Origin of the sequence: Pinirhizobacter sp. (assembly GCF_036499745.1) — a bacterium.
GTDB lineage: Bacteria > Pseudomonadota > Gammaproteobacteria > Xanthomonadales > Rhodanobacteraceae > Pinirhizobacter.
This window is the reverse complement of sequence record NZ_DASYDG010000010.1, coordinates 152,671-171,381: the sequence shown is the minus strand read 5'-3', so window position 1 is coordinate 171,381 and position 18,711 is coordinate 152,671. Positions and strand designations below refer to the sequence as shown.

16 protein-coding genes are annotated in these 18,711 nt (G+C 65.0%); 11 read left to right on the top strand and 5 right to left on the bottom strand.

Annotated elements, in window-relative coordinates:
• Window positions 1-16 precede the first annotated feature (16 nt).
• The 3 genes from VGM61_RS03735 to hda all read left to right on the top strand — a co-directional run bounded on the left by VGM61_RS03735 (window position 17) and on the right by hda (window position 2,896).
• Window positions 17-991, top strand: a complete 975-nt coding sequence (locus tag VGM61_RS03735) for a DUF2066 domain-containing protein (protein ID WP_331521380.1) — start codon at window positions 17-19, stop codon at window positions 989-991.
• Between the two features lie 70 nt (window positions 992-1,061).
• Entirely contained in the window at window positions 1,062-2,201 is a 1,140-nt protein-coding gene (locus VGM61_RS03730; protein WP_331521379.1) for an AI-2E family transporter, read from the top strand.
• Entirely contained in the window at window positions 2,198-2,896 is a 699-nt protein-coding gene (gene hda, locus VGM61_RS03725; RefSeq protein WP_331521378.1) for a DnaA regulatory inactivator Hda, read from the top strand. The genes VGM61_RS03730 and hda overlap by 4 nt, the downstream gene beginning before the upstream one ends.
• Before the next feature lie 4 nt (window positions 2,897-2,900).
• Here hda and VGM61_RS03720 read toward each other — a convergent pair whose 3' ends face one another.
• On the bottom strand, window positions 2,901-3,704 hold the full coding sequence (locus tag VGM61_RS03720; RefSeq protein WP_331521377.1) for an inositol monophosphatase family protein: 804 nt from the start codon (window positions 3,702-3,704) through the stop codon (window positions 2,901-2,903).
• A 120-nt stretch (window positions 3,705-3,824) separates the two neighbouring features.
• On the opposite strand from VGM61_RS03720, the gene VGM61_RS03715 reads away from it, so the two are divergent.
• Complete coding sequence (locus VGM61_RS03715; RefSeq protein ID WP_331521376.1) at window positions 3,825-4,592, top strand: RNA methyltransferase; 768 nt, start codon at window positions 3,825-3,827, stop codon at window positions 4,590-4,592.
• Here VGM61_RS03715 and VGM61_RS03710 read toward each other — a convergent pair.
• Complete coding sequence (locus tag VGM61_RS03710) at window positions 4,589-5,914, bottom strand: hemolysin family protein (protein ID WP_331521480.1); 1,326 nt, start codon at window positions 5,912-5,914, stop codon at window positions 4,589-4,591. The two genes, VGM61_RS03715 and VGM61_RS03710, sit on opposite strands and share 4 nt — an antisense overlap.
• A 147-nt stretch (window positions 5,915-6,061) precedes the next feature.
• On the opposite strand from VGM61_RS03710, the gene VGM61_RS03705 reads away from it, so the two are divergent.
• Entirely contained in the window at window positions 6,062-6,691 is a 630-nt protein-coding gene (locus tag VGM61_RS03705; protein ID WP_331521375.1) for a pit accessory protein, read from the top strand.
• Window positions 6,692-6,740: 49 nt separating this feature from the next.
• Window positions 6,741-7,865, top strand: coding sequence for an inorganic phosphate transporter (locus VGM61_RS03700; protein ID WP_331521374.1), 1,125 nt, complete (start codon window positions 6,741-6,743; stop codon window positions 7,863-7,865).
• 11 nt (window positions 7,866-7,876) lie between these two features.
• On the opposite strand, the gene VGM61_RS03695 is transcribed toward VGM61_RS03700, so the two are convergent.
• A complete protein-coding gene (locus VGM61_RS03695) occupies window positions 7,877-8,281 on the bottom strand; it encodes a hypothetical protein (RefSeq protein WP_331521479.1) in 405 nt (134 codons plus the stop codon).
• A gap of 67 nt (window positions 8,282-8,348) precedes the next feature.
• On the opposite strand from VGM61_RS03695, the gene VGM61_RS03690 reads away from it, so the two are divergent.
• From VGM61_RS03690 to zwf, 5 genes are all read left to right on the top strand, one after another.
• Window positions 8,349-8,708: an MGMT family protein gene (locus VGM61_RS03690; RefSeq protein WP_331521373.1), complete on the top strand. Its 360-nt coding sequence runs from the start codon at window positions 8,349-8,351 to the stop codon at window positions 8,706-8,708.
• Between the two features lie 46 nt (window positions 8,709-8,754).
• Window positions 8,755-10,557: a DNA helicase RecQ gene (gene recQ, locus VGM61_RS03685; protein WP_331521372.1), complete on the top strand. Its 1,803-nt coding sequence runs from the start codon at window positions 8,755-8,757 to the stop codon at window positions 10,555-10,557.
• Window positions 10,558-10,606: 49 nt separating this feature from the next.
• Window positions 10,607-12,244 (top strand): YbaL family putative K(+) efflux transporter, encoded by a 1,638-nt coding sequence (gene ybaL / locus VGM61_RS03680; protein WP_331521370.1) that lies wholly within the window; start codon window positions 10,607-10,609, stop codon window positions 12,242-12,244.
• An 87-nt stretch (window positions 12,245-12,331) separates the two neighbouring features.
• Window positions 12,332-14,167 (top strand): glycoside hydrolase family 15 protein, encoded by a 1,836-nt coding sequence (locus VGM61_RS03675; protein ID WP_331521369.1) that lies wholly within the window; start codon window positions 12,332-12,334, stop codon window positions 14,165-14,167.
• Between the two features lie 117 nt (window positions 14,168-14,284).
• Window positions 14,285-16,018: a glucose-6-phosphate dehydrogenase gene (zwf, locus tag VGM61_RS03670; protein ID WP_331521478.1), complete on the top strand. Its 1,734-nt coding sequence runs from the start codon at window positions 14,285-14,287 to the stop codon at window positions 16,016-16,018.
• 65 nt (window positions 16,019-16,083) lie between these two features.
• Here the strand turns inward: zwf and VGM61_RS03665 are convergent, their stop codons facing one another.
• Together VGM61_RS03665 and VGM61_RS03660 are read right to left on the bottom strand one after the other, a co-directional pair.
• The gene (locus VGM61_RS03665) at window positions 16,084-16,782 is read right to left on the bottom strand and encodes a TetR/AcrR family transcriptional regulator (protein ID WP_331521368.1); all 699 of its coding nucleotides are present in this window, start codon (window positions 16,780-16,782) and stop codon (window positions 16,084-16,086) included.
• Between the two features lie 528 nt (window positions 16,783-17,310).
• Window positions 17,311-18,687 carry an acetate kinase gene (locus VGM61_RS03660; RefSeq protein WP_331521367.1) on the bottom strand — a complete coding sequence of 459 codons (1,377 nt, stop codon included), beginning with the start codon at window positions 18,685-18,687 and terminating at the stop codon, window positions 17,311-17,313.
• Window positions 18,688-18,711 lie beyond the last annotated feature (24 nt).

The window sequence follows — 18,711 nt, the reverse complement described above, 5'->3', positions numbered from 1 at the left end:
CATCATGAGACCCGCCATGCGCACCCGTTGGATCGTTCTGTTGCTGGCCTTGCTGGTGGTCCCGGCGTTTGCCCAGAATTCCCCCTATGCCGTCACCGTTCCGGTGAACGACACCGCGGCGGCCAGCCGCGACGATGCCATTGCCGCGGCACTCACCCAGGTACTCACCCGCGCCAATGGCGGCCAAGATCCCCGCTCCAAGCCCGGCTACGCCGATGCCATGAAGCAGCCAGGTGCCCTGGTCCAGCAATACCAGTACAAGAAGGGCCAGCCGGGTTCGGCGCCGCTGATGCTGGAAGTGAGTTTTGATCCGGCGGCGATCCGCCGTGCTTCGGGCGCGGCCGACCCCACGGCCGGCGGCACGGCGAACACGTTGCTTGTGATCGTGCGCAATGGGCAGGGTCAGCTGATGGACCCCGATGCCCTTGCCCCGTTGGCGCAGGCGGCCCAGGCGCGCGGCTACCAGACGGTATTTCCCCCAGCCGAAGGCCTGCCCGCGGCTTCGTCGGTGAGTTCGGCCGACTCCGCCACGGTCGCTGCGCTTACCGCGAAGTACCACACCGGGCTGATCCTGCAAGGCCGCATAGACCATGGCAACGCCGACTGGACCGTGCTTACCGGCGGCAAGGCGCAGGCCTGGCAGGACAGTGGCGAGGCCGACGATGCCCTCCTGGCCAACGGCGCGAATACGGCCGGCGACCGCATCGACCGCCAGCTGGGCGCCAACTCCTCCGTCGGCAATGCGGCCAGTGTCTGGGTGTCGGGGCTGAAGTCGGCCACCGATTTCGCCGCCCTGATGGGCGCCCTGCATGAGGACCCCTCGATTCGCTCCGCGGTGCCGGCCCAGGCCGACGGCGACGGTGTACTGCTGCAGGTAAAGGGCAATGGGTCGTTACGTGCCCTGGCTTCCGGCGTGGGCGCTTCAGGACACCTGCTGGTGGCTCAGGGCGGCCACGATGGCGCCACCATCAACCTGCGCTGGATCCCTTAAGGGGCGTGCGCACCACCCTCACGGGCTTTCCCCGACGATGCAACCACCTACCCAAGGTCATCCCCCGCCGATGCTGACCCCCGACGCTTCACGCCGCTGGCAGATGCTGGCGCTCGTCGCCGTGATCTGCTTCCTGGTCTGGTTGCTGGCACCGGTACTGATGCCCTTCGCCATCGCGGCGATGCTGGCGTACCTGGGCGATCCGCTGGCCGACCGCCTGCAGCGCCTGGGCATGGGCCGCACGATGGCGGTGAGCATCGTCTTCAGCGTGATCGTGCTGATCACCATTGGTGCATTGCTGCTGCTGGTGCCACTGATCCAGCGCCAGGTGGCGAACCTGTACGACAACGTGCCCACTTACGTGCAGTGGGGCCGCAACATCGCGTTGCCGTGGATCCAGGCCAAGTTGCATCTTGATCCAAGCACTTTCGACTCCGACCGCATCATCGCTGCGGTGAAGGAGCATATCGGCTCGGTAAGTTCGATCGTGGCGAGCACAGTGGCCCGCATCTCGCGCTCGGGCATGAGTATCGTGCTGTGGCTGACCAACCTGGTGCTGATCCCGGTGGTGGCTTTCTACCTTCTGCGCGACTGGGACACCATGGTGGCGCACATCGCACGCCTGTTGCCGCGTTCGGTGGAACCCACCGCCGTGCGCCTGGCGCGGGAATCGGACCAGGTGCTCGGTGCCTTCGTGCGCGGCCAGCTGCTGGTGATGCTGGCCCTCGGGGTGTTCTACGGTATTGCGTTGAGCATCGTCGGACTTTCCGTCGGACCATTGATCGGCATGGTGGCAGGCCTGCTGAGCTTCGTACCGTACCTGGGCTTCATGATCGGTTTCGGCGCCAGCCTGATTGCCGTGCTGGTGCAATACGGCGACTGGACCCATGTGCTCATTGTCTGCGGTGTCTTCGTGGTGGGCCAGTTGCTCGAAGGCTATGTCCTGGTGCCGCGCCTGGTGGGAGGGAAGATCGGTTTGCATCCGGTGGCCGTGATCTTCGCCGTGCTGGCTGGCGGTCACCTGTTCGGTTTCCTCGGCGTGCTGCTGGCGTTGCCGGCGGCCTCGGTCGTGGTGGTAGTGATGCGTTACCTGCTTGAGCGGTACCGTCGGAGTGAGCTCTACACCGAGCACGCCACGGTCGGGCAATTGCGCGATGCCGAAGAAGGCACATTGCCGCCGCCCGAGCCGCCGGACAATCCTTCGCCATGATCGCGCAGCTGCCTTTGGCGCTGCGCTGGCCGCGGCGGCAACGGTTCGACCAGTTCTTTCCTGGTGCGACGAACGCGGCGGCGCTTGCGATCGTCGAAGGCGCTGCCGCGAACGCACATGGAGGCTGTGTGTATGTGGCGGGCCCTGCCGGCAGCGGCAAGACGCACCTCCTGATCGCCGCCTGCCAGGCTGCGACGGATGCGGGGGTGTCGGCGCAATACCTGAGCCTGCGCCACGTGCGCGGCAGCCGATCCGACGCCATTGCCGGCGTCGGTGGCAGCCACTTGCTGGCCCTGGACGATATCGACCTTGTCGCAGGCGACGCGGAAGCGGAGCTCGCGCTTTTCGCCACCTACAACCGCTATCTCGATGCCGGTGGTGTGTTGCTGCTGGCTGCCCAGGCGTTACCGGCGGCGATGCCGGTGCAACTGCCTGACCTGCGTTCCCGGCTGGGCGCCTGTACGCAGGCCCGCCTTACACCATTGGACGATGGCGAACGGCGCCATGTGCTCCAGGCCCAGGCGCGCCATCGGGGCATCGTGTTCGACGCCGCCGTGCTGGACTGGATGTTCGCACGCTACCCGCGGGACCTTGGGGCGTTGCTTGATCTTCTTGACCGAGTTGACCGTGCCTCGCTTGCGGCGCAGCGGAGGGTGACGATCCCGTTTCTCAGGTCGCTGTTGCGCGAAGGGTAACGCCCTAGGCGCGCAACATCGTGGGCGTGGCGTGCGCGCCGATCACCGGCGTCATGGCCTGGACGATCTTGTGGTTGCCGGCGATCAGGTTGCCGGATTCGGGCATGCCGTCACGGCCGGAGAAATCGTTATAGATACCGCCGGCCTCGCGCACCAGCAGGCAGCCGGCCGCCATGTCCCAGGGCTTCAGGCCCAATTCGAAATAGCCGTCCAGACGGCCAGCGGCAACATAGGCCAGGTCCAGCGCGGCGGAGCCTGAACGACGGATGTCCTCGGCGTCTTTGAGCAGGGCCTGGGTCATGCCCAGCTGGGCTTCCAGATGGGTACGCTGGCGGTAGGGGAAGCCGGTGCCGATCATGGCGCCGGCGATTTCCTCGCGCTTGGACACCCGGATGCGACGGTCGTTGAGGTAGGCGCCGTCGCCCTTGCTGGCGGTATAGAGTTCGTCGCGCAGGGGATCGAAGATCACGCCGTAGACGGGCTCGCCGCGTTCAACCAGGGCGATGGATACGCAGAAATGGGGGATGCCGCGCAGGTAGTTGTGCGTGCCGTCGAGCGGGTCGATGATCCAGGTCAGCGGCCCCTTGCCCTGCAGGCCCGATTCCTCACCCAGGAAAGCATGGGTGGGATAGGCGCGCTTCAACTCCTTGATGACCTCCGCCTCGGCCAGGCGGTCGACTTCGGAGGCGAAGTCCATGCGATCTTTCTCGACGACGTTCAGGCCCTCGATGCGGTTCATGTAGCGCAGGAGGATGTTTCCTGCGGAGCGCGCGGCGCGCGCCGCGACATTGACGGCGGGTCTTGGCATGGCTGGTCGACTTCGAAAGAGCGGGGCGGCGCCAGGGCCGCATGACCGGGCATTCTAACAGCCTCGGTTCGGCACGCGCCATGTAAACTCGGCCGTTGCCCGCCACACCATGCCCTGCCGATGGATATTTCCGCCCTGACCCCCCTGTTCCGCTATGTCCTGGTGCGCACCTCGCATCCGGGGAACATCGGGTCGGCCGCACGGGCCATCCGCACCATGGGCTTCATGCGGCTGGAGCTGATCGCGCCGCACCGTTTCCCCGACGACGAAGCCACGGCGATGGCCGCAGGCGCCGACGACGTGCTGGCCGGGGCAGGCATCCACGCCGATCTCGTGGCAGGCCTCGCCGGTGCCACGCTGGTGCTGGGTCTATCCGCGCGCCGCCGCGGCGTGACCTTGCCCGAACTCGATCCCAGGCAGGCAGCCGCCCAGGCCGTGGCCGCCGCTTGCCGCGGCGAACAGGTGGCATGGGTGTTCGGCAACGAGCGCACGGGTCTGGAAAACGACGAGCTGGCCCATTGCCACGCCATGGTGCGCATTCCCAGCGTGGACGATTTCAGCTCGCTCAACCTGTCGCAGGCAGTGCAGGTGGCGGCCTATGAAACCCGCATGGCGCAGCTGGCGGGAGCCGGCGGCGGCCAGGCTGCGCCGTCGAACGACGAACCACCGGCCGACGCCGGGCAGCTGGAGCGTTTCTTCGAGCACCTGGCCCAGACCCTGGACGACATCGAATTCCATAAGGGCCGCCAGCCCGAAACCATCCTCCTGCGCCTGCGCAAGCTGTTCCTGCGGGCGCGCCCGGACCTTCGCGAATTGCGCGTGATGCACGGCATCTTCGCCGATGCGCAACGGATGGCGAGCCTGGCGAAGAAGAACAGCAGCGGCTAGCCGGTGCCGTCGTCCTCGCCGTCGTCTTTGGCTGCGGGTATCACCAGCACCTTGTCGATGCGGGCACCGTCCAGGTCGAGTACTTCGAAATCGTGGCCTTCCCAGCTGAAGCGTTCGCCCACTGCGGGGATGTGGCCGAACTGCGCCACCATCATGCCGCCGACCGTGCGGTAATCATGCTCGGCCTCGTGGGGCAGGGCATGGGCCTGCAGCAGCTCGCGCAGGTCGTCGGCCGGCAATGCGCCATCTACCAGATAGCTGCCATCGGCGCGTCGCACGATCGGACCTGCGACGTCGTCGTTGTTCTCGCTCGGTGCGGTGGCGCCGACCACGGCGGCCAGCAGGTTGTTGATGGTGACCATGCCCTCGATGTCACCGTATTCATCCACGACCAGCGCCATCGAGGTGCCTGCTTCGCGGAAGGCATCCATCAGGTCGAGCGCGCGCGCCGTGGCAGGCACGAACAGCGGCTTGACCATATCGGTGAAGAGATCCTGCTGACCGAAGGACACGTGATGCAGCAGGCGCTTGACCTCCACCACGCCCACCACGTCACTCTCGTCACCGCGATACACCGGGTAGCGGGAATACGGCGTTTGCCGCATCACCTGGATGTTTTCCTCGCGCGGTGCTGCGATGTCGAGCCAGGCGATGCGCTTGCGCGGGGTCATCACGCCGTCCACGGTGCGATCACCCAGGCGAAGCACGCGGCTGACCATGTTGCGTTCGTCGGCGTCGAGCACGCCCTGCTCGGCGCTCTCGGCCACCAGCAGGCGGATCTCCTCTTCACTGGCGGCACTGCGCGAAATGCGATGCAGGCCGAATAGGCGCAGGATCAGGGTGCTTGCGTGGTTCACCAGCCAGACGAACGGCAGGCAGATCCGCGAGAGCACCAGCATCGGGATGGCGATGGCGCAGGCGACTTTTTCCGGCGCGGCGAGCGCTGCGCGCTTGGGAACGAGTTCGCCGATCACGATCTGCATGAAGGCGCTGAGTACGAAGCCCATGGCCCAACCGATCACTCGTGCGTAGGGGGCCAGCCACGACGGGTCGCCTTTGTGCAGCAGCTCGGCGAAGTGCGCGCCCAGGGCGTCGCCGGCCGCGGCACCCGTGGCCAGGATCACAATGGTGATGCCCACCTGTACCGTGGACAGGAACCGTTCGGGTGATTCGGCCAGCTTCAGCGCCGTGCGCGCACGGCGACTGTCGCGCGCCATCTGTTTCAGGCGGCTCTTGCGCGAGGCAACGATCGCCATCTCGGAGAGGGCGAAGAAGCCGTTGACCACGGCCAGGACGAAGACGACGAATATTTCGCTGAGCATTGCTCGACTTTGCACGAGGCAAGGCCACCCAGTGTAGCGGCCAAGCGGTTCGGTGGATCACAAACAGCCGCGCATTGTCAGCTCGCGGCCTCCTGTAACATAACTGTCTTGTGAGACCCGTACACCCATACCTTCAGGCGCAAGTACATGTTTTCATTGCAAACTATGTTCGGCAAGGGCGATAAGTTCTATGGCCTGCTGGAAGAAAGCGCCGAGGCTGCCCGGGAAAGTGCCCGCGCCCTGCACGAACTGGTCATCCAGACCGATCGCGCCCCGGTAATGGCCGCCTTCAGCACCGCCCGCGCCCGCGAGAAAGCCCTGCACCGCCAGATTGGCGAGGAACTGGTCAACACCTTCGTTACCGCGCTCGACCGCGAGGATATCGAAGCACTCAATTCGGCCCTGTACAAGATTCCCAAATCGATCGAGAAATTTGCCGAGCGCTACGTGATTGTCGCCGACCGGCTTCAAGGCATTGATTTCGATCAGCGGGCAGCCCTTTTGGAGAAGTCGGCCTCCGTGGTGGTGGACATGATCGGCGAGTTGCGCAAGGGGCTGAAAATCGACCGGGTGAAGAAGTTGCGCGATAGCCTCAATGCGCTTGAATCCGAGGCCGACCGCCTGCTGCTGGAGCCCTACCGCACGCTCTACGCCGAAGGCTCCGACCCGCTGCGCGTGATGCTGGCGAAGGATCTCTTCGAACTGTTCGAAAAGGCCGTGGACAAGTGCCGTGACGTGGGCAATGTCGTCTATTCCATCGTCTTGAAGAATTCCTGAAGGACGTCACCGTGCCCATGAACGTCCCCAATGCCGCGCAGGTGCGCGCATGAGCCTTGGCATGCTGTTGGCGGTGGTGCTGATCGCCCTGGCCTTTACCTACATCAACGGTTTCCACGACACAGCCAATTCGATCGCCACCGTGGTGGCAACCAAGGTACTTACACCGGGGCAGGCGGTGGTGCTGGCTGCGGTGACCAATCTGGCCGGCGCCCTGTGGGGTACGGCCGTTGCCGCCACCATTGCCGCCGGCCTGATCAACACCGGTGTGCTCGACGTCGGGCCGCAGCTGCTGATCTGCGGATTGCTTGGTGCCACGCTGTGGAATCTCCTGACCTGGTGGCTGGGCCTGCCCTCAAGCTCCAGCCACGCACTGGTGGGCGGGCTTTGTGGCGCTGCGCTGGCAGCGTCGGCCAATAGCGTTCATTCGATTATCTGGCTGCAGCCGGGGCTGCACTGGTGGCTGGGCAAGGGGGTCATCCCCAAAGTGATCGTGCCGATGGTGCTCTCGCCAATCGCCGGACTGGTGATCGGCTTCGTGCTGATGGGTAGCCTCTATGCGCTGCTGGGCTGGTTTGCCTCGCGCAAGGGATTCGCCCGGCGTTTCGGCCGCACGCCCTTCGTCAATGGCTTCTTCGGCAAGGCGCAGATCGTCTCGGCCTCGGCGATGGGCCTGGCCCACGGCATGAACGATGCGCAGAAAAGCATGGGCATCATCGCCCTGGCCCTGGCGTCGGCTACCGCCGCTGGCCAGTTCAACCACCTGCCCGTATGGCTTTCGTGGCTGAGCATTCCGCACGATCCCAATGGCGGGTTTCCGGTGCCGGTGTGGGTGAAGGTGGTTTGCGCACTTACCATGGCGGCAGGTACCGCCGGTGGCGGCTGGCGGATCATCAAGACGCTCGGCCACAAGATGGTCAAGCTCCATCCGATCAATGGCTTTGCCGCGGAATTCAGTTCCGCCGCGGTGATCCTGGCCGCATCGGTCGCCGGCATCCCGGTGTCCACCACGCATAACGTGTCGGCGTCGATCATGGGCGTGGGTGCGGCCAAGCGGCTCAACGCCATCCGCTGGTCGGTGGTCGAGCGCATGGTTTGGGCGTGGATCCTTACGCTCCCCGTTACCGCGCTGGTGGCCTATGGCCTTGTCCTGCTGACCCAGGGTTTCTGGTAGGGCCAGCCCTGCTAGAACTCGTCCTCGTCCGAGGCGATGGCCTGCTCCAGGATGTCGCCCAGGGTGGACAGTTCCCCGACCAGGCGGTCGAGCTCGGCGACGTTGAGCAAGGCGTAGGGCCGGTTTTCACACAGGTGCAGGTAGGGCGAGCCGTCGAGGTCGGCCGAGGCCAGGTACCCGGTGCGCTGTTCCCAGTTAAAACGCAGGCAGCGCCGGGCATCGGTGCCGGCCAGTGGGCCGACCGGGGTGGAAATGCGCAGGTAGCGCAGGCCCGTGTCGTCTTCGAGTTCCGCGAGATAAATGCCCTGGTGGCGGCCCCCGGCGACGATCACATCGAAGCTGATGAGGTATGGGTCGTTGTGCTTGAGTTCGTGGCTGGAAGCCAGGTGCGAACGTACCGCCTCGAAGTGGCGCATGGGATGTGCGTCCGGCTGGAAGGTGCCTCCGATGGTAACCTGCCGTTCCTTGGAATGGGGTCGGGACATGGCCGGGAAACGTGATGAATCCACCGACATCGACGTACGCAACCAGGCTATCTGGGATGCCGTCTATGCCATTCCCGCCGGGCGCGTGGCCAGCTACGGCGCCATCGCCCAGCGTGCAGGCTTTCCCGGCCGCGCGCGCTTGATCGGCAAGGTATTGGGACAGGCTCCCGATCGCTCCACCCTGCCGTGGCACCGCGTGCTGCGCGCCGACGGTCGTATTGGCATCCCCGCGGGCACCCGGGGTTATCTCGAGCAGTGCCGACGGTTGCGCAAGGAAGGCGTGAAGGTGGTCGATGGCCGTGTGCCGATGGTGAATTTCGGGCTGGACGCGGATATCGACCGCGCGATCTGGGGTTGAACGCCGACATCGGGTTGCCGTGCCCCGCCTGCTAAAATCGCCGGGCATGCAGCCTTCCGCCCACGACATCCTTTCTTCCGTCTTCGGTTATCCCGGCTTTCGCGGCCAGCAGGAAGCCATCGTCGGCCATGTCGCCGAAGGCGGCGACGCCCTGGTGCTGATGCCCACCGGTGGCGGCAAATCCCTGTGCTTCCAGGTGCCCGCACTGATGCGCGCGGGCACGGCCATCGTGGTTTCGCCGTTGATCGCCCTGATGCAGGACCAGGTAGACGCCCTCCTCGAGGCCGGGGTAGCTGCCGCGGTGCTCAACTCCAGCCTGTCGGCCGAGGAACAACGCGATGTCGAAGGGCAATTCCTCGCAGGTTCGCTGAACCTGTTGTACGTGGCGCCCGAACGCTTGCTCACGGGGCGCTTCCTTGCATTGCTCGAGCGCAGCGAAGTGGCGCTGTTCGCCATCGACGAAGCGCACTGCGTATCACAATGGGGTCACGACTTCCGACCTGAATACCGGCAGCTGGCGGTACTGCACGAACGCTTTCCCCACGTACCCCGTATCGCGCTGACGGCCACGGCCGACCACCGCACGCGCGAGGAAATCATCGAGCGCCTGTCACTTCAGGACGCGCGGGTTTTCCTTTCCAGTTTCGACCGTCCCAATATCCGCTACCACGTCGCACCGCGTGGCAACCCGCGCCGGCAAGTGCAGGATTTCCTCGACGCGCATCGTGGCGAGGCAGGCATCGTGTACTGCCTTAGCCGGCGGAAAGTGGAAGATACCGCGGCGTGGCTTTCCGACGCCGGCATCGAAGCGTTGCCCTACCATGCGGGTCTGGACGCTGCCACGCGCACGCGCAACCAGCAACGGTTCCTGCGCGAAGATGGCGTGGTGATGGTGGCCACCGTGGCCTTTGGCATGGGTATCGACAAGCCCGACGTTCGTTTCGTTGCCCATCTTGATCTGCCCCGTAGCGTCGAGGGCTACTACCAGGAGACCGGCCGCGCCGGCCGTGACGGCCTGCCCGCCGACGCCTGGATGATCTACGGCCTGGCCGATGTGGTGACCATGAGCCAGATGATCGCCCAGTCCGATGCGGGCGACGATCGCAAGCGCGTAGAGCGGCAGAAGCTCGAATCACTACTGTCCTACGCCGAGGCCACGCGCTGCCGCCGCGCGCTGTTGCTCGAAGCCTTCGGCGAGGCAGCGCCGCCTACCTGCGGCAACTGCGACAATTGCCTTTCGCCGCCGAAAACGTGGGACGCCACGGTGGCTGCGCAAAAAGCACTGTCGGCCGTCTACCGCAGTGGCCAGCGGTTCGGTGCCGGGCACGTCATCGACATCCTCCGTGGCCAGGACAACGAGCGCATGACCTCGCTTGGCCACGACCGGCTTACCACCTTCGGTATCGGCCAGGACTTCGATGCCACGCAATGGCGTTCGGTGTTCCGTCAGCTCCTGGCAGCGGGCCTGCTCGAGGCCGAGGGTGAGTTCGGTACGCTCAGGCTCACCGACAACAGCCGCGCCGTGCTAAGGGGTGAACAGTCGGTTCAGTTGCGCGAGGACATCCGTCCCGCCCGCGGTCGCCGGACGCGAGACAAACCCGCGGCAGGCGCAGCCACCCTGGGTATCGAGGCCACCGAACAGGAATTGTGGGACGAACTACGAAAACTTCGAGGCGAACTTGCCCGGCAGCACGGTGTGCCGGCTTACGTGATCTTCCACGATGCCACCTTGCTGGCGATGTTGCGTGCGTTGCCCGCCAATGAAGACGACATGGCCCAGATCAGCGGTGTGGGCGAGGCCAAGCTCAAGCGCTATGGGCGCGACTTCCTGGCGGTGCTCAACCGCTAAACGCGGCCATAATGGGGTCTGACAACCGAAGGCCCGCCACGGAGGTTCCATGCACGATGCCCAGCCACTGATCCTCACCCTGGTGGGTGGCCTGGTTCTGGCTTTCATCTTCGGCATGGCGGCGCATCGGCTGAAGCTCCCAGCCCTGGCCGGTTATCTGCTGGCCGGTGTGGTGGCCGGGCCGTTCACCCCGGGCTATGTGGCCAATGCACACCTGGCACAGGAACTGGCCGAACTCGGCGTGATCCTGCTGATGTTCGGCGTAGGGCTGCATTTTTCCCTCAAAGACCTCCTCGAAGTGAAGGCCGTGGCCATTCCCGGCGCCCTCGTGCAGATGGCGGCCACCACGGCGATGGGCATGGCCTTGGGCTGGGCCCTGGACTGGCCGCTGGCGCAGGGTTTCGTCTTCGGCCTGGCCTTGTCGGTGGCAAGCACAGTGGTGCTGTTACGGGCGCTGGAAGAGCGCCATCTGTTTGAAACGTCTCGTGGCCGCATCGCGGTGGGCTGGCTGATCGTCGAAGACCTCGCCATGGTGCTGGCACTGGTGCTGCTGCCGGCACTGGCAAGCGTCGGTTCGCCCGAGCAGGTCCAGGGCGGCCGCAGCCTGTGGATGACCATCGCAATGACCCTGGGCAAGGTGGGCCTGTTCGTGGCCCTGATGCTGATTGTGGGCAAACGTTTTATCCCCTGGCTGCTGAAATTCGTGGCGCACCGTGGTTCGCGCGAATTGTTCCGGCTGGCGGTGTTGGCGATCGCGCTGGGCATCGCCTTCGGTGCGGCGCAACTGTTCGGTGTCTCCTTCGAGCTGGGAGCATTCCTGGCCGGCATGATGATGGGCGAATCCAAGCTCGCCCAGCAGGCAGCCGAAGATACCCTGCCTTTGCGCGACGCCTTTGCCGTGTTGTTCTTTGTATCCATCGGCATGCTGTTCAACTGGCACGTGCTGTTGGAGCACCCCCTCACCGTACTTGCGGCCTTCCTGATCATCACGCTCGGCAAGGGCCTGGTGGCCTATGTGATCGTGCGCGCGTTCGGACGGCCAAAGCGTACCGCCATCACCATCGGTATCAGCCTGGCGCAGATCGGGGAGTTCTCGTTCATCCTTGCCAGCCTTGGCGTGAGCCTTGGGTTCCTTACCGGGACCGCGCGCGATGTCCTGCTGGCCGCGGCGATCGTTTCGATCCTGGTCAATCCGCTGATGTTCAAGTGGCTGGATCGCATGCGCGAGGAACCAGCCAGTGAAGCGGCCACCGATATCCCGTTCGTCGCCACCGGGCAAAGCGGCCACGTGGTGGTGGTGGGTTATGGGCGCGTGGGCCGTGCCACGGTGCAGGACCTTCGCGTCGCTGGTCGCCAGGTACTGGTGGTGGATCTCGTCGAAGAACGTGTGGCGGAGTTGCGCGGGCAGGGGGTGGAAGCGGTGCTCGGCCAGGCCTCGGCCGATGACGTCCTTGACGTGCTGAACCTGCCCGGTGCCGTTGCGCTGATCGTCACCATACCCGACCCGTTCGAGTCGGGCGAGGTCGTACGCGTGGCGCGTGGGAAGCATCCAGGCCTGTTCATCGTGGCGCGTGCCCACGACATGGAGCCCGCCGCGCACCTGGCGGCGGAGGGAGCAAGCGAAGTGGTAATGGCCGAAACAGAGACGGGTCGGGCGATGGTGGCCCTGCTGCCTGCCATGAGCTAGCTGAAACCGGAAGGAAAGACCAAAGACACGCGGCGCTTACATCAACATCGCTAGACTGGGCGGCGTTCTCCCCGCAAGGAACGCCCCTTGGCCGCTCGGATCGAAGACTACGCCATGATCGGTAATTGCCGGTCGGCTGCCCTGGTTTGTCGCAATGGTTCAATCGACTGGCTCTGCGTGCCCCGCTTCGACCAAGGCGCATGTTTCGCGGCCATCCTCGGCACCAGCGAGCACGGCCGATGGCTGCTGGCGCCGCTGGATCCCGCCGCGAGCAGCTCGCGTTGCTATCGCAACGGCGGGCTGGTGCTGCAGACCACCTGGGAAACGGCCGACGGCGCGGTCCGGGTGATCGACTTCATGCCCGTCGACGGCGACCGCGTCGGCGTGATGCGCGTCGTCGAGGGTATCCGGGGTTCGGTGGACATGCAGGAGGAGCTGGTGATCCGCTTCGACTACGGCCGCAGCATCCCCTGGGTCACGGTCCTGGACGACGGCAGCCTGCGTGCGATCGCCGGTCCCGACCTGCTGGTGCGGCGCAGTCCCGTGGCCGTGCAGGGGCGTGACATGCGCAGTGTCGCTACCTTCACCGTAACCGCCGGCGACGTGATTCCGTTCTCACTCGAATATGGTCGCTCGCACCTGCCCGCGCCCGAGGCGCGTGATGTGCAAGAAGCGCTCGAAGCCACCGAGGCATTCTGGGTGAACTGGTCTCGTGCCCATCCGGAACTGGGGGAATGGGCACCGCTGGTGCAGCGCTCGCTGGTCACCCTGAAGGGGCTTTCGTATATTCCCACGGGAGCCATCATCGCCGCGCCCACCACCTCGCTACCCGAAGCGATCGGTGGCGAGCGCAATTGGGACTACCGATTCTGCTGGGCCCGCGACGCCACCTTCGTGCTGACGGCGCTGATGAACGCCGGTTACCGGGAGGAGGCCGTCGCCTGGCGCGACTGGATCCGCCGCGCCATCGCCGGGGCGCCGGACCAGGTCCAGATCATGTACGGCGTGGCCGGCGAGCGCCGCATGCACGAGCACGAACTGCCGTGGCTTCCCGGCTACGAGAATTCCGCGCCCGTGCGTATCGGCAACGCCGCCAGCGAGCAGTTCCAGATGGACATCTACGGCGAGATGGTCGGCGTGTTCGACCACGCCATCCGCTCTGGCATCTTCACCGCCCCGACGGACTTCGACCACGAATATGCCGCCGACACCCTGCAGGTGCTTTTCATCGACCACCTGGCCAAGGTGCTCAACGACCCGGACGAGGGCATCTGGGAGATCCGTGGCCGTCCTCGTTGCTTCGTGCATTCCCGGGCGATGGCCTGGCTGGCCCTGCGGCGATCGGCCGACAGCGAGAACGAACAATTGCTGCCGGAAAAACGCGCGTCATGGTCGAGGCTTGCCGATGAACTGCGCCAGGAGATCCTTGAACATGGCGTGCATCCGGAAGGGCAGTATTTCGTGCAGTCCTACGGTTCGGACGAACTTGATGCCTCGCTGCTTCTGGTGACACTCTGCGGCATCGTGCCGGCGGACGATGCGAGGGTGGCCAATACCGTGGCGGCGATCGAGCGCGAGCTGCTGGTGGACGGCCTGGTCAAGCGTTACCACACCACCACGGGTGTCGATGGCCTGGCGCCGGGCGAGGGCCTGTTCCTTGCCTGCAGCTTCTGGCTGGTGGAGAACTATGTGATGCTCGGCCGCATGGACGACGCCAACCGCCTGTTTGCACGCCTGGCCGGCCTCGCCAACGACGTCGGGTTGCTGGCCGAGGAATACGATCCGGTGGCCAAACGGCAGCTGGGCAATTTCCCGCAAGCCTTCTCGCACGTGGCACTCGTCAACGCCGCCTTTAGCATCGCCCGGTATACCAGCGTCACCGCGAAGTCGCGTGAGGGCCTGGAAGCCGCCGTCATCAGTTAGCCAAGCTCACATCACGGAGATCCCCCGATGGCCAAACGCACATCGACACTGCCCAAAAATGCAACCACCTCGCGAGCCGGTGATGCCGGCCGCCCGCCACAGGCCAATCCCTGTGCCATGGTGATTTTCGGGGCCAGTGGCGACCTTACCTCGCGGCTGGTCGTGCCGGCGCTGTACAACATGCGGCGCAGCGGCCTTTTGCCCGACAACTTCGCGCTGGTGGGAGTGAACCACGGCAGCGACTCCGACGCCTTGTGGAAGCGGAACCTCAGGCGTTCGATGGACAGCTTCGTGGCCAATTCCTCAAGCGAGGAGCAGCTGGCCAGCGTGGACGAAGAAGCCTGGACCTGGCTCACCCAGCGCATGTCGCTGGTGCTGGGCGAGTTTGATGACGCCAGTACCTACAGCCGCCTGGGCAAGTCGCTGGAGGTGATCTCCGATCGCTTCGGCACCCAGGGCAACGTGCTGTTCTACCTTGCCACGCCAGAGCGGTTCTTCGGTCCCGTGGTCGACATGCTGCACGGTGCGAAGCTTACCCAGGAGAGCGTCAACGGGGCAGGCTGGCGCCGCGTGGTGATCGAAAAACCCTTCGGGCACGACCTGCCGTCGGCACAGGCGCTGAACACGCGGATCCAGAAATCCCTGCGCGAGGAACAGATCTATCGCATCGATCATTTCCTTGGCAAGGAAACGGTGCAGAACATCCTGGCCTTCCGTTTCGCCAATGGTCTTTTCGAACCGATCTGGCATCGCGACCGCATCGACCATGTGCAGATCACCGTGGCCGAAACCGTGGGCGTGGAAGCGCGTGGTTCGTTCTACGAACAAACCGGCTGCCTGCGCGACATGGTGCCCAACCACCTGTTCCAGCTGGTGGCGATGGTGGCCATGGAGCCGCCCTCATCGTTCGCCGCCGAGGCCGTGCGCACCCGCAAGGCCGAGGCCATAGCGGCGATCCGGCCGATAGGCGTGGAGGACGCCGTCCGCGGTCAGTACGGCCCGGGCGCGGTCAATGGCGACCTGGCACGCCCCTACCGGGAAGAGCCCGACGTGGCGCCGGATTCGCCGACGGAAACCTATGTGGCGATGAAACTTTCCGTCGACACCTGGCGCTGGGCCGGCGTGCCGTTCTACCTGCGTACGGGCAAGCACCTGGCACGCCGCACCACCGAGATCGCCATCCGTTTCAAATCCGCCCCATTCGCGCCGTTCCGCGGCACCAACATGGACGCATTCGGGCCGGACTGGCTGGTGTTGCAGATCCAGCCCAACGAGGGCATCTCGCTGCAATTCGACGTCAAACGGCCGGGACCGAAGATGGAACTGGCTCCGGTGCGCATGGATTTCAATTATGCCGACTGGTTTCCCAGCCAGGCCAATGTGGGTTATGAAACGCTGCTGTACGACGTGATGACGGGCGACGCGACACTGTTCCAGCGCGCGGACATGGTGGAAGCCTCATGGCGCGTAGTTCAACCACTTCTGGAGACGTGGGCCAAACGCACGCCGTCGGAATTCCCCAACTACGCATCGGGTAGCGCCGGCCCGGCGGCGGCCGACACCTTGCTGGCCTTGAGTGGTGGCCACACCTGGCGCCCGATAGCGGCGCAGAAGACCCGTCCGCCCCGGCCAGGTGTACTCAAACCCAAGCCGAAGGTGGATAAATCCGCCCAGCGGCGCGCCGCGGCGAAGAAAAAAGTGTCGGGTCCTTCATCGGCGCCGCTGTCCGCCCTGAAGCAAGCCACCGTACGTCCGGCAAAGCCGAAGAAATCGGCGCAGAAGAAAGCCGTCCGAAAGCCCGCCAGGACCACTGCCGTGAAGAAAGCGGCCACATCGCGCGGCCGCCGGTAGTTGCACTTGCAACGATGTTCCGGCCACCTGGGCTCACGCCTCGGCGGCCGGGACCGTACGCAGGTTCAACCTGCGCGTAGCCCGCCGACCAGCATGTCGCCGACGTAAGTGCGATAACGCCGCGCGGCCGTGGCCTGGTCGAGCTTCCCCTGTGTGGCCATGTTCAGCACGGTACCTCCGGTGGCTGCGAATTCGGCCAGGCCCAGCATCGAGGCGAACAGGAAGGGGAGGTTCGTGGTTTTCAGTTCACCAGCGCGAACGCCCTCGTTGACCACACTGCGAAGGTCGCCGATGGCTTCGAGCACCATCTTGCGCAGCAGCTTGTCGCCTGCGTGCGAGGGACTATCGGAGAGTTCCTCGACGAACAGGCGCTGGAAGAAGGGGTACTCACCGATCAGATCGAAGATCGCGTTGACCCGCGCCCGTACCCGCGCTTCGGCCGTCACGCCGCGGCTGGCAGCGGCCTTGGCCAGGCTGCGGCTGAATGCCGCAGTGATGCGCTCGGTGGCAGCCTCGAGCAAGGATGACCGATCGTTGAAGTAATAGCGGATGAGCGACGGATCGACATTGGCGCGGCGCGCCACTTCAGCACGGGTGATCAGGTTGGGGGGCAGCTCGCGCAGGAGCTGACAGGTGGTTTCGATCAGGCCCTCGCGGCCGATGGATTCGGCATCCGCGGCGGGACGGCCAATGCTGCGGCGGCGTGGGGCCTTGGCCTGGATAGTGGCCTGGCGTCGGGTTGAAGCCTTGAAATTGCTTGCCATGGAACATCTCCTTGTTCATGTGTTTCCTGCGACGGGAATCTCGTCGCACGTTTACGAATTCCGTTCCTTCGACCTCCGTTGCTTTCGGTTCGCCTGTCAGGATTATGCCGCGAGTCCGACCATCAGGATTCCCAAGTCGTGCAGGGATATTCCCTTCGTTGTGTAGTCCTGCGCCGCTAACAGTGTCCTCCTAGTCTGTCATCCCTGCTTACCAAAATCGCGGGCAAAAAAAACCCCGCGAGCCAGGGGAGGGGCTGGCGGGGCTTTGTTAGCCGGCGACCTTAGGGGAAAGGTGGGCCGACCCCTGGCAGGTCCCCGTGGGGTTGCCTGCCGCTTACCGCCATCACGACGGTCTGAGAACTTTGATCCTCGAGAAGGGAAATGGTTCCCCATCAAGATTTTTCAAGTCCGTTTCGTTTGCCCTCCATTCATCGGGGGGCCAACGGTGTAGATGATACGGCACGGATCGTGAATTCACTGCAACGTTGCGTGTTAACTAGTCGTTTGGACGGCTCAATAAAAAGCCGGTCAATAGGCAAAAGGTACCCTGACGGTCAGGTTGGCATCCGGGGTATCCCGGGTCACGCCCACGCCCAGGGTGACGTTGAGGGTGCGTTTGTCGTTGAAACGATAGGACCCGCCGATCAGGAGTGAACCGAGCACCGTTCGTACCGAACCCGGCAGACGCCGTCCGTTCTGCGTGGTGGCCGCCACCAGCGCCTGGTCGTAACCCAGGCTCATCGACATTTTCTCGTTCAGGGCAAGGCCCATGCCCAGGCTTACGTCGAAGATATTGCCGGCATGGATATCACCCAGCTCCTGTTTGCCGGCGGCAAGCACCGTACGGCTGACGTCGTGGCGGGTGAAATTGTAGAGATAGCTGATATTGCCGAACAGCACGATCGGGTCGGAGGGGAATAGCCAGGTCACGCCCGGCTGCACCGACCAGAAGCCCGATCCGCGCGGCAGTTCCAGCGGCAGGCCGGTGCCGGTGGCGTTCTCCACGCAGCGGGTGACGCAGTCGGTGACCACCTCGAAGGGGTCCTTGCCCGTGCGGGATTTCACCCGCAGCCAGCCCACGTAGTAGGCCTTGTCCGCCCCGCCGTCGTTGAGTTGGTAGCGGGCGGTGGCCTCGATATCACCGATGCCTTTGCCGTTGGCGCCGAAGGCATTGTCCTGCGCGGTGCCGGTGAAGATCTCACGGCTGATGGTGTCGGTATGCGAGTCGACATAAGGCACCCTCAATTCCACCTCCAGGCGGTTGGTAAGGCCATACCGCACCGCAAGACCCGCCGTTTGCGTGGTGGTCTTGACCTGGCGCACGTCGATCAGGCCGATCAGGATCGCTGGGATGATGGTGTAGCCCACCAGGGCCACGCGGTCGGACGATGAATAGCCGAACTGATAGGAAGGCTCCAGGATGAACCGGCCCTTGGGCGTGAGCACGCCAGGCTGGTCGAAGATCGGCGCCACTTCCGGCGGCCGTTCCTGGGTTTCCGGCGCGCGTCCCACCTGGCGCGTGTTCTGCACCACCGGCGCCCCGGCCGACGCCGCGGCCTGCTCGTCGGCCGCCGACACCTGGCGGTTGCGCGGAGCGGTAACGGTGACGGTGGTCGTAGGCAGGCCAACCGCCGCCCGCAGGGCCTGCAGGTCGGCCTCCTGCTTGGCCAGTTGCCTGCGCATGTCATCCAGCTGCGCGGCCTGCGCTGCGATGCGCTGGCGCGTGGATTCGATCTCTTCGCCTTGGGCCACGACTTTCTGGCGCACGACTTCGCTCACCGGCGCCGCCGGCGAGCTGGGGGCGGCGTTACCGGGCGGCGCTTGCTGCGCGACCACCCCGCCGCCGGCCACGGCAAGCCCCAGGCTTGCCGCGAACACGGTTTTCCTTGTGCTGGAAAGCGCCATCTCCCCCTCCCGGTGGTGGTCTTT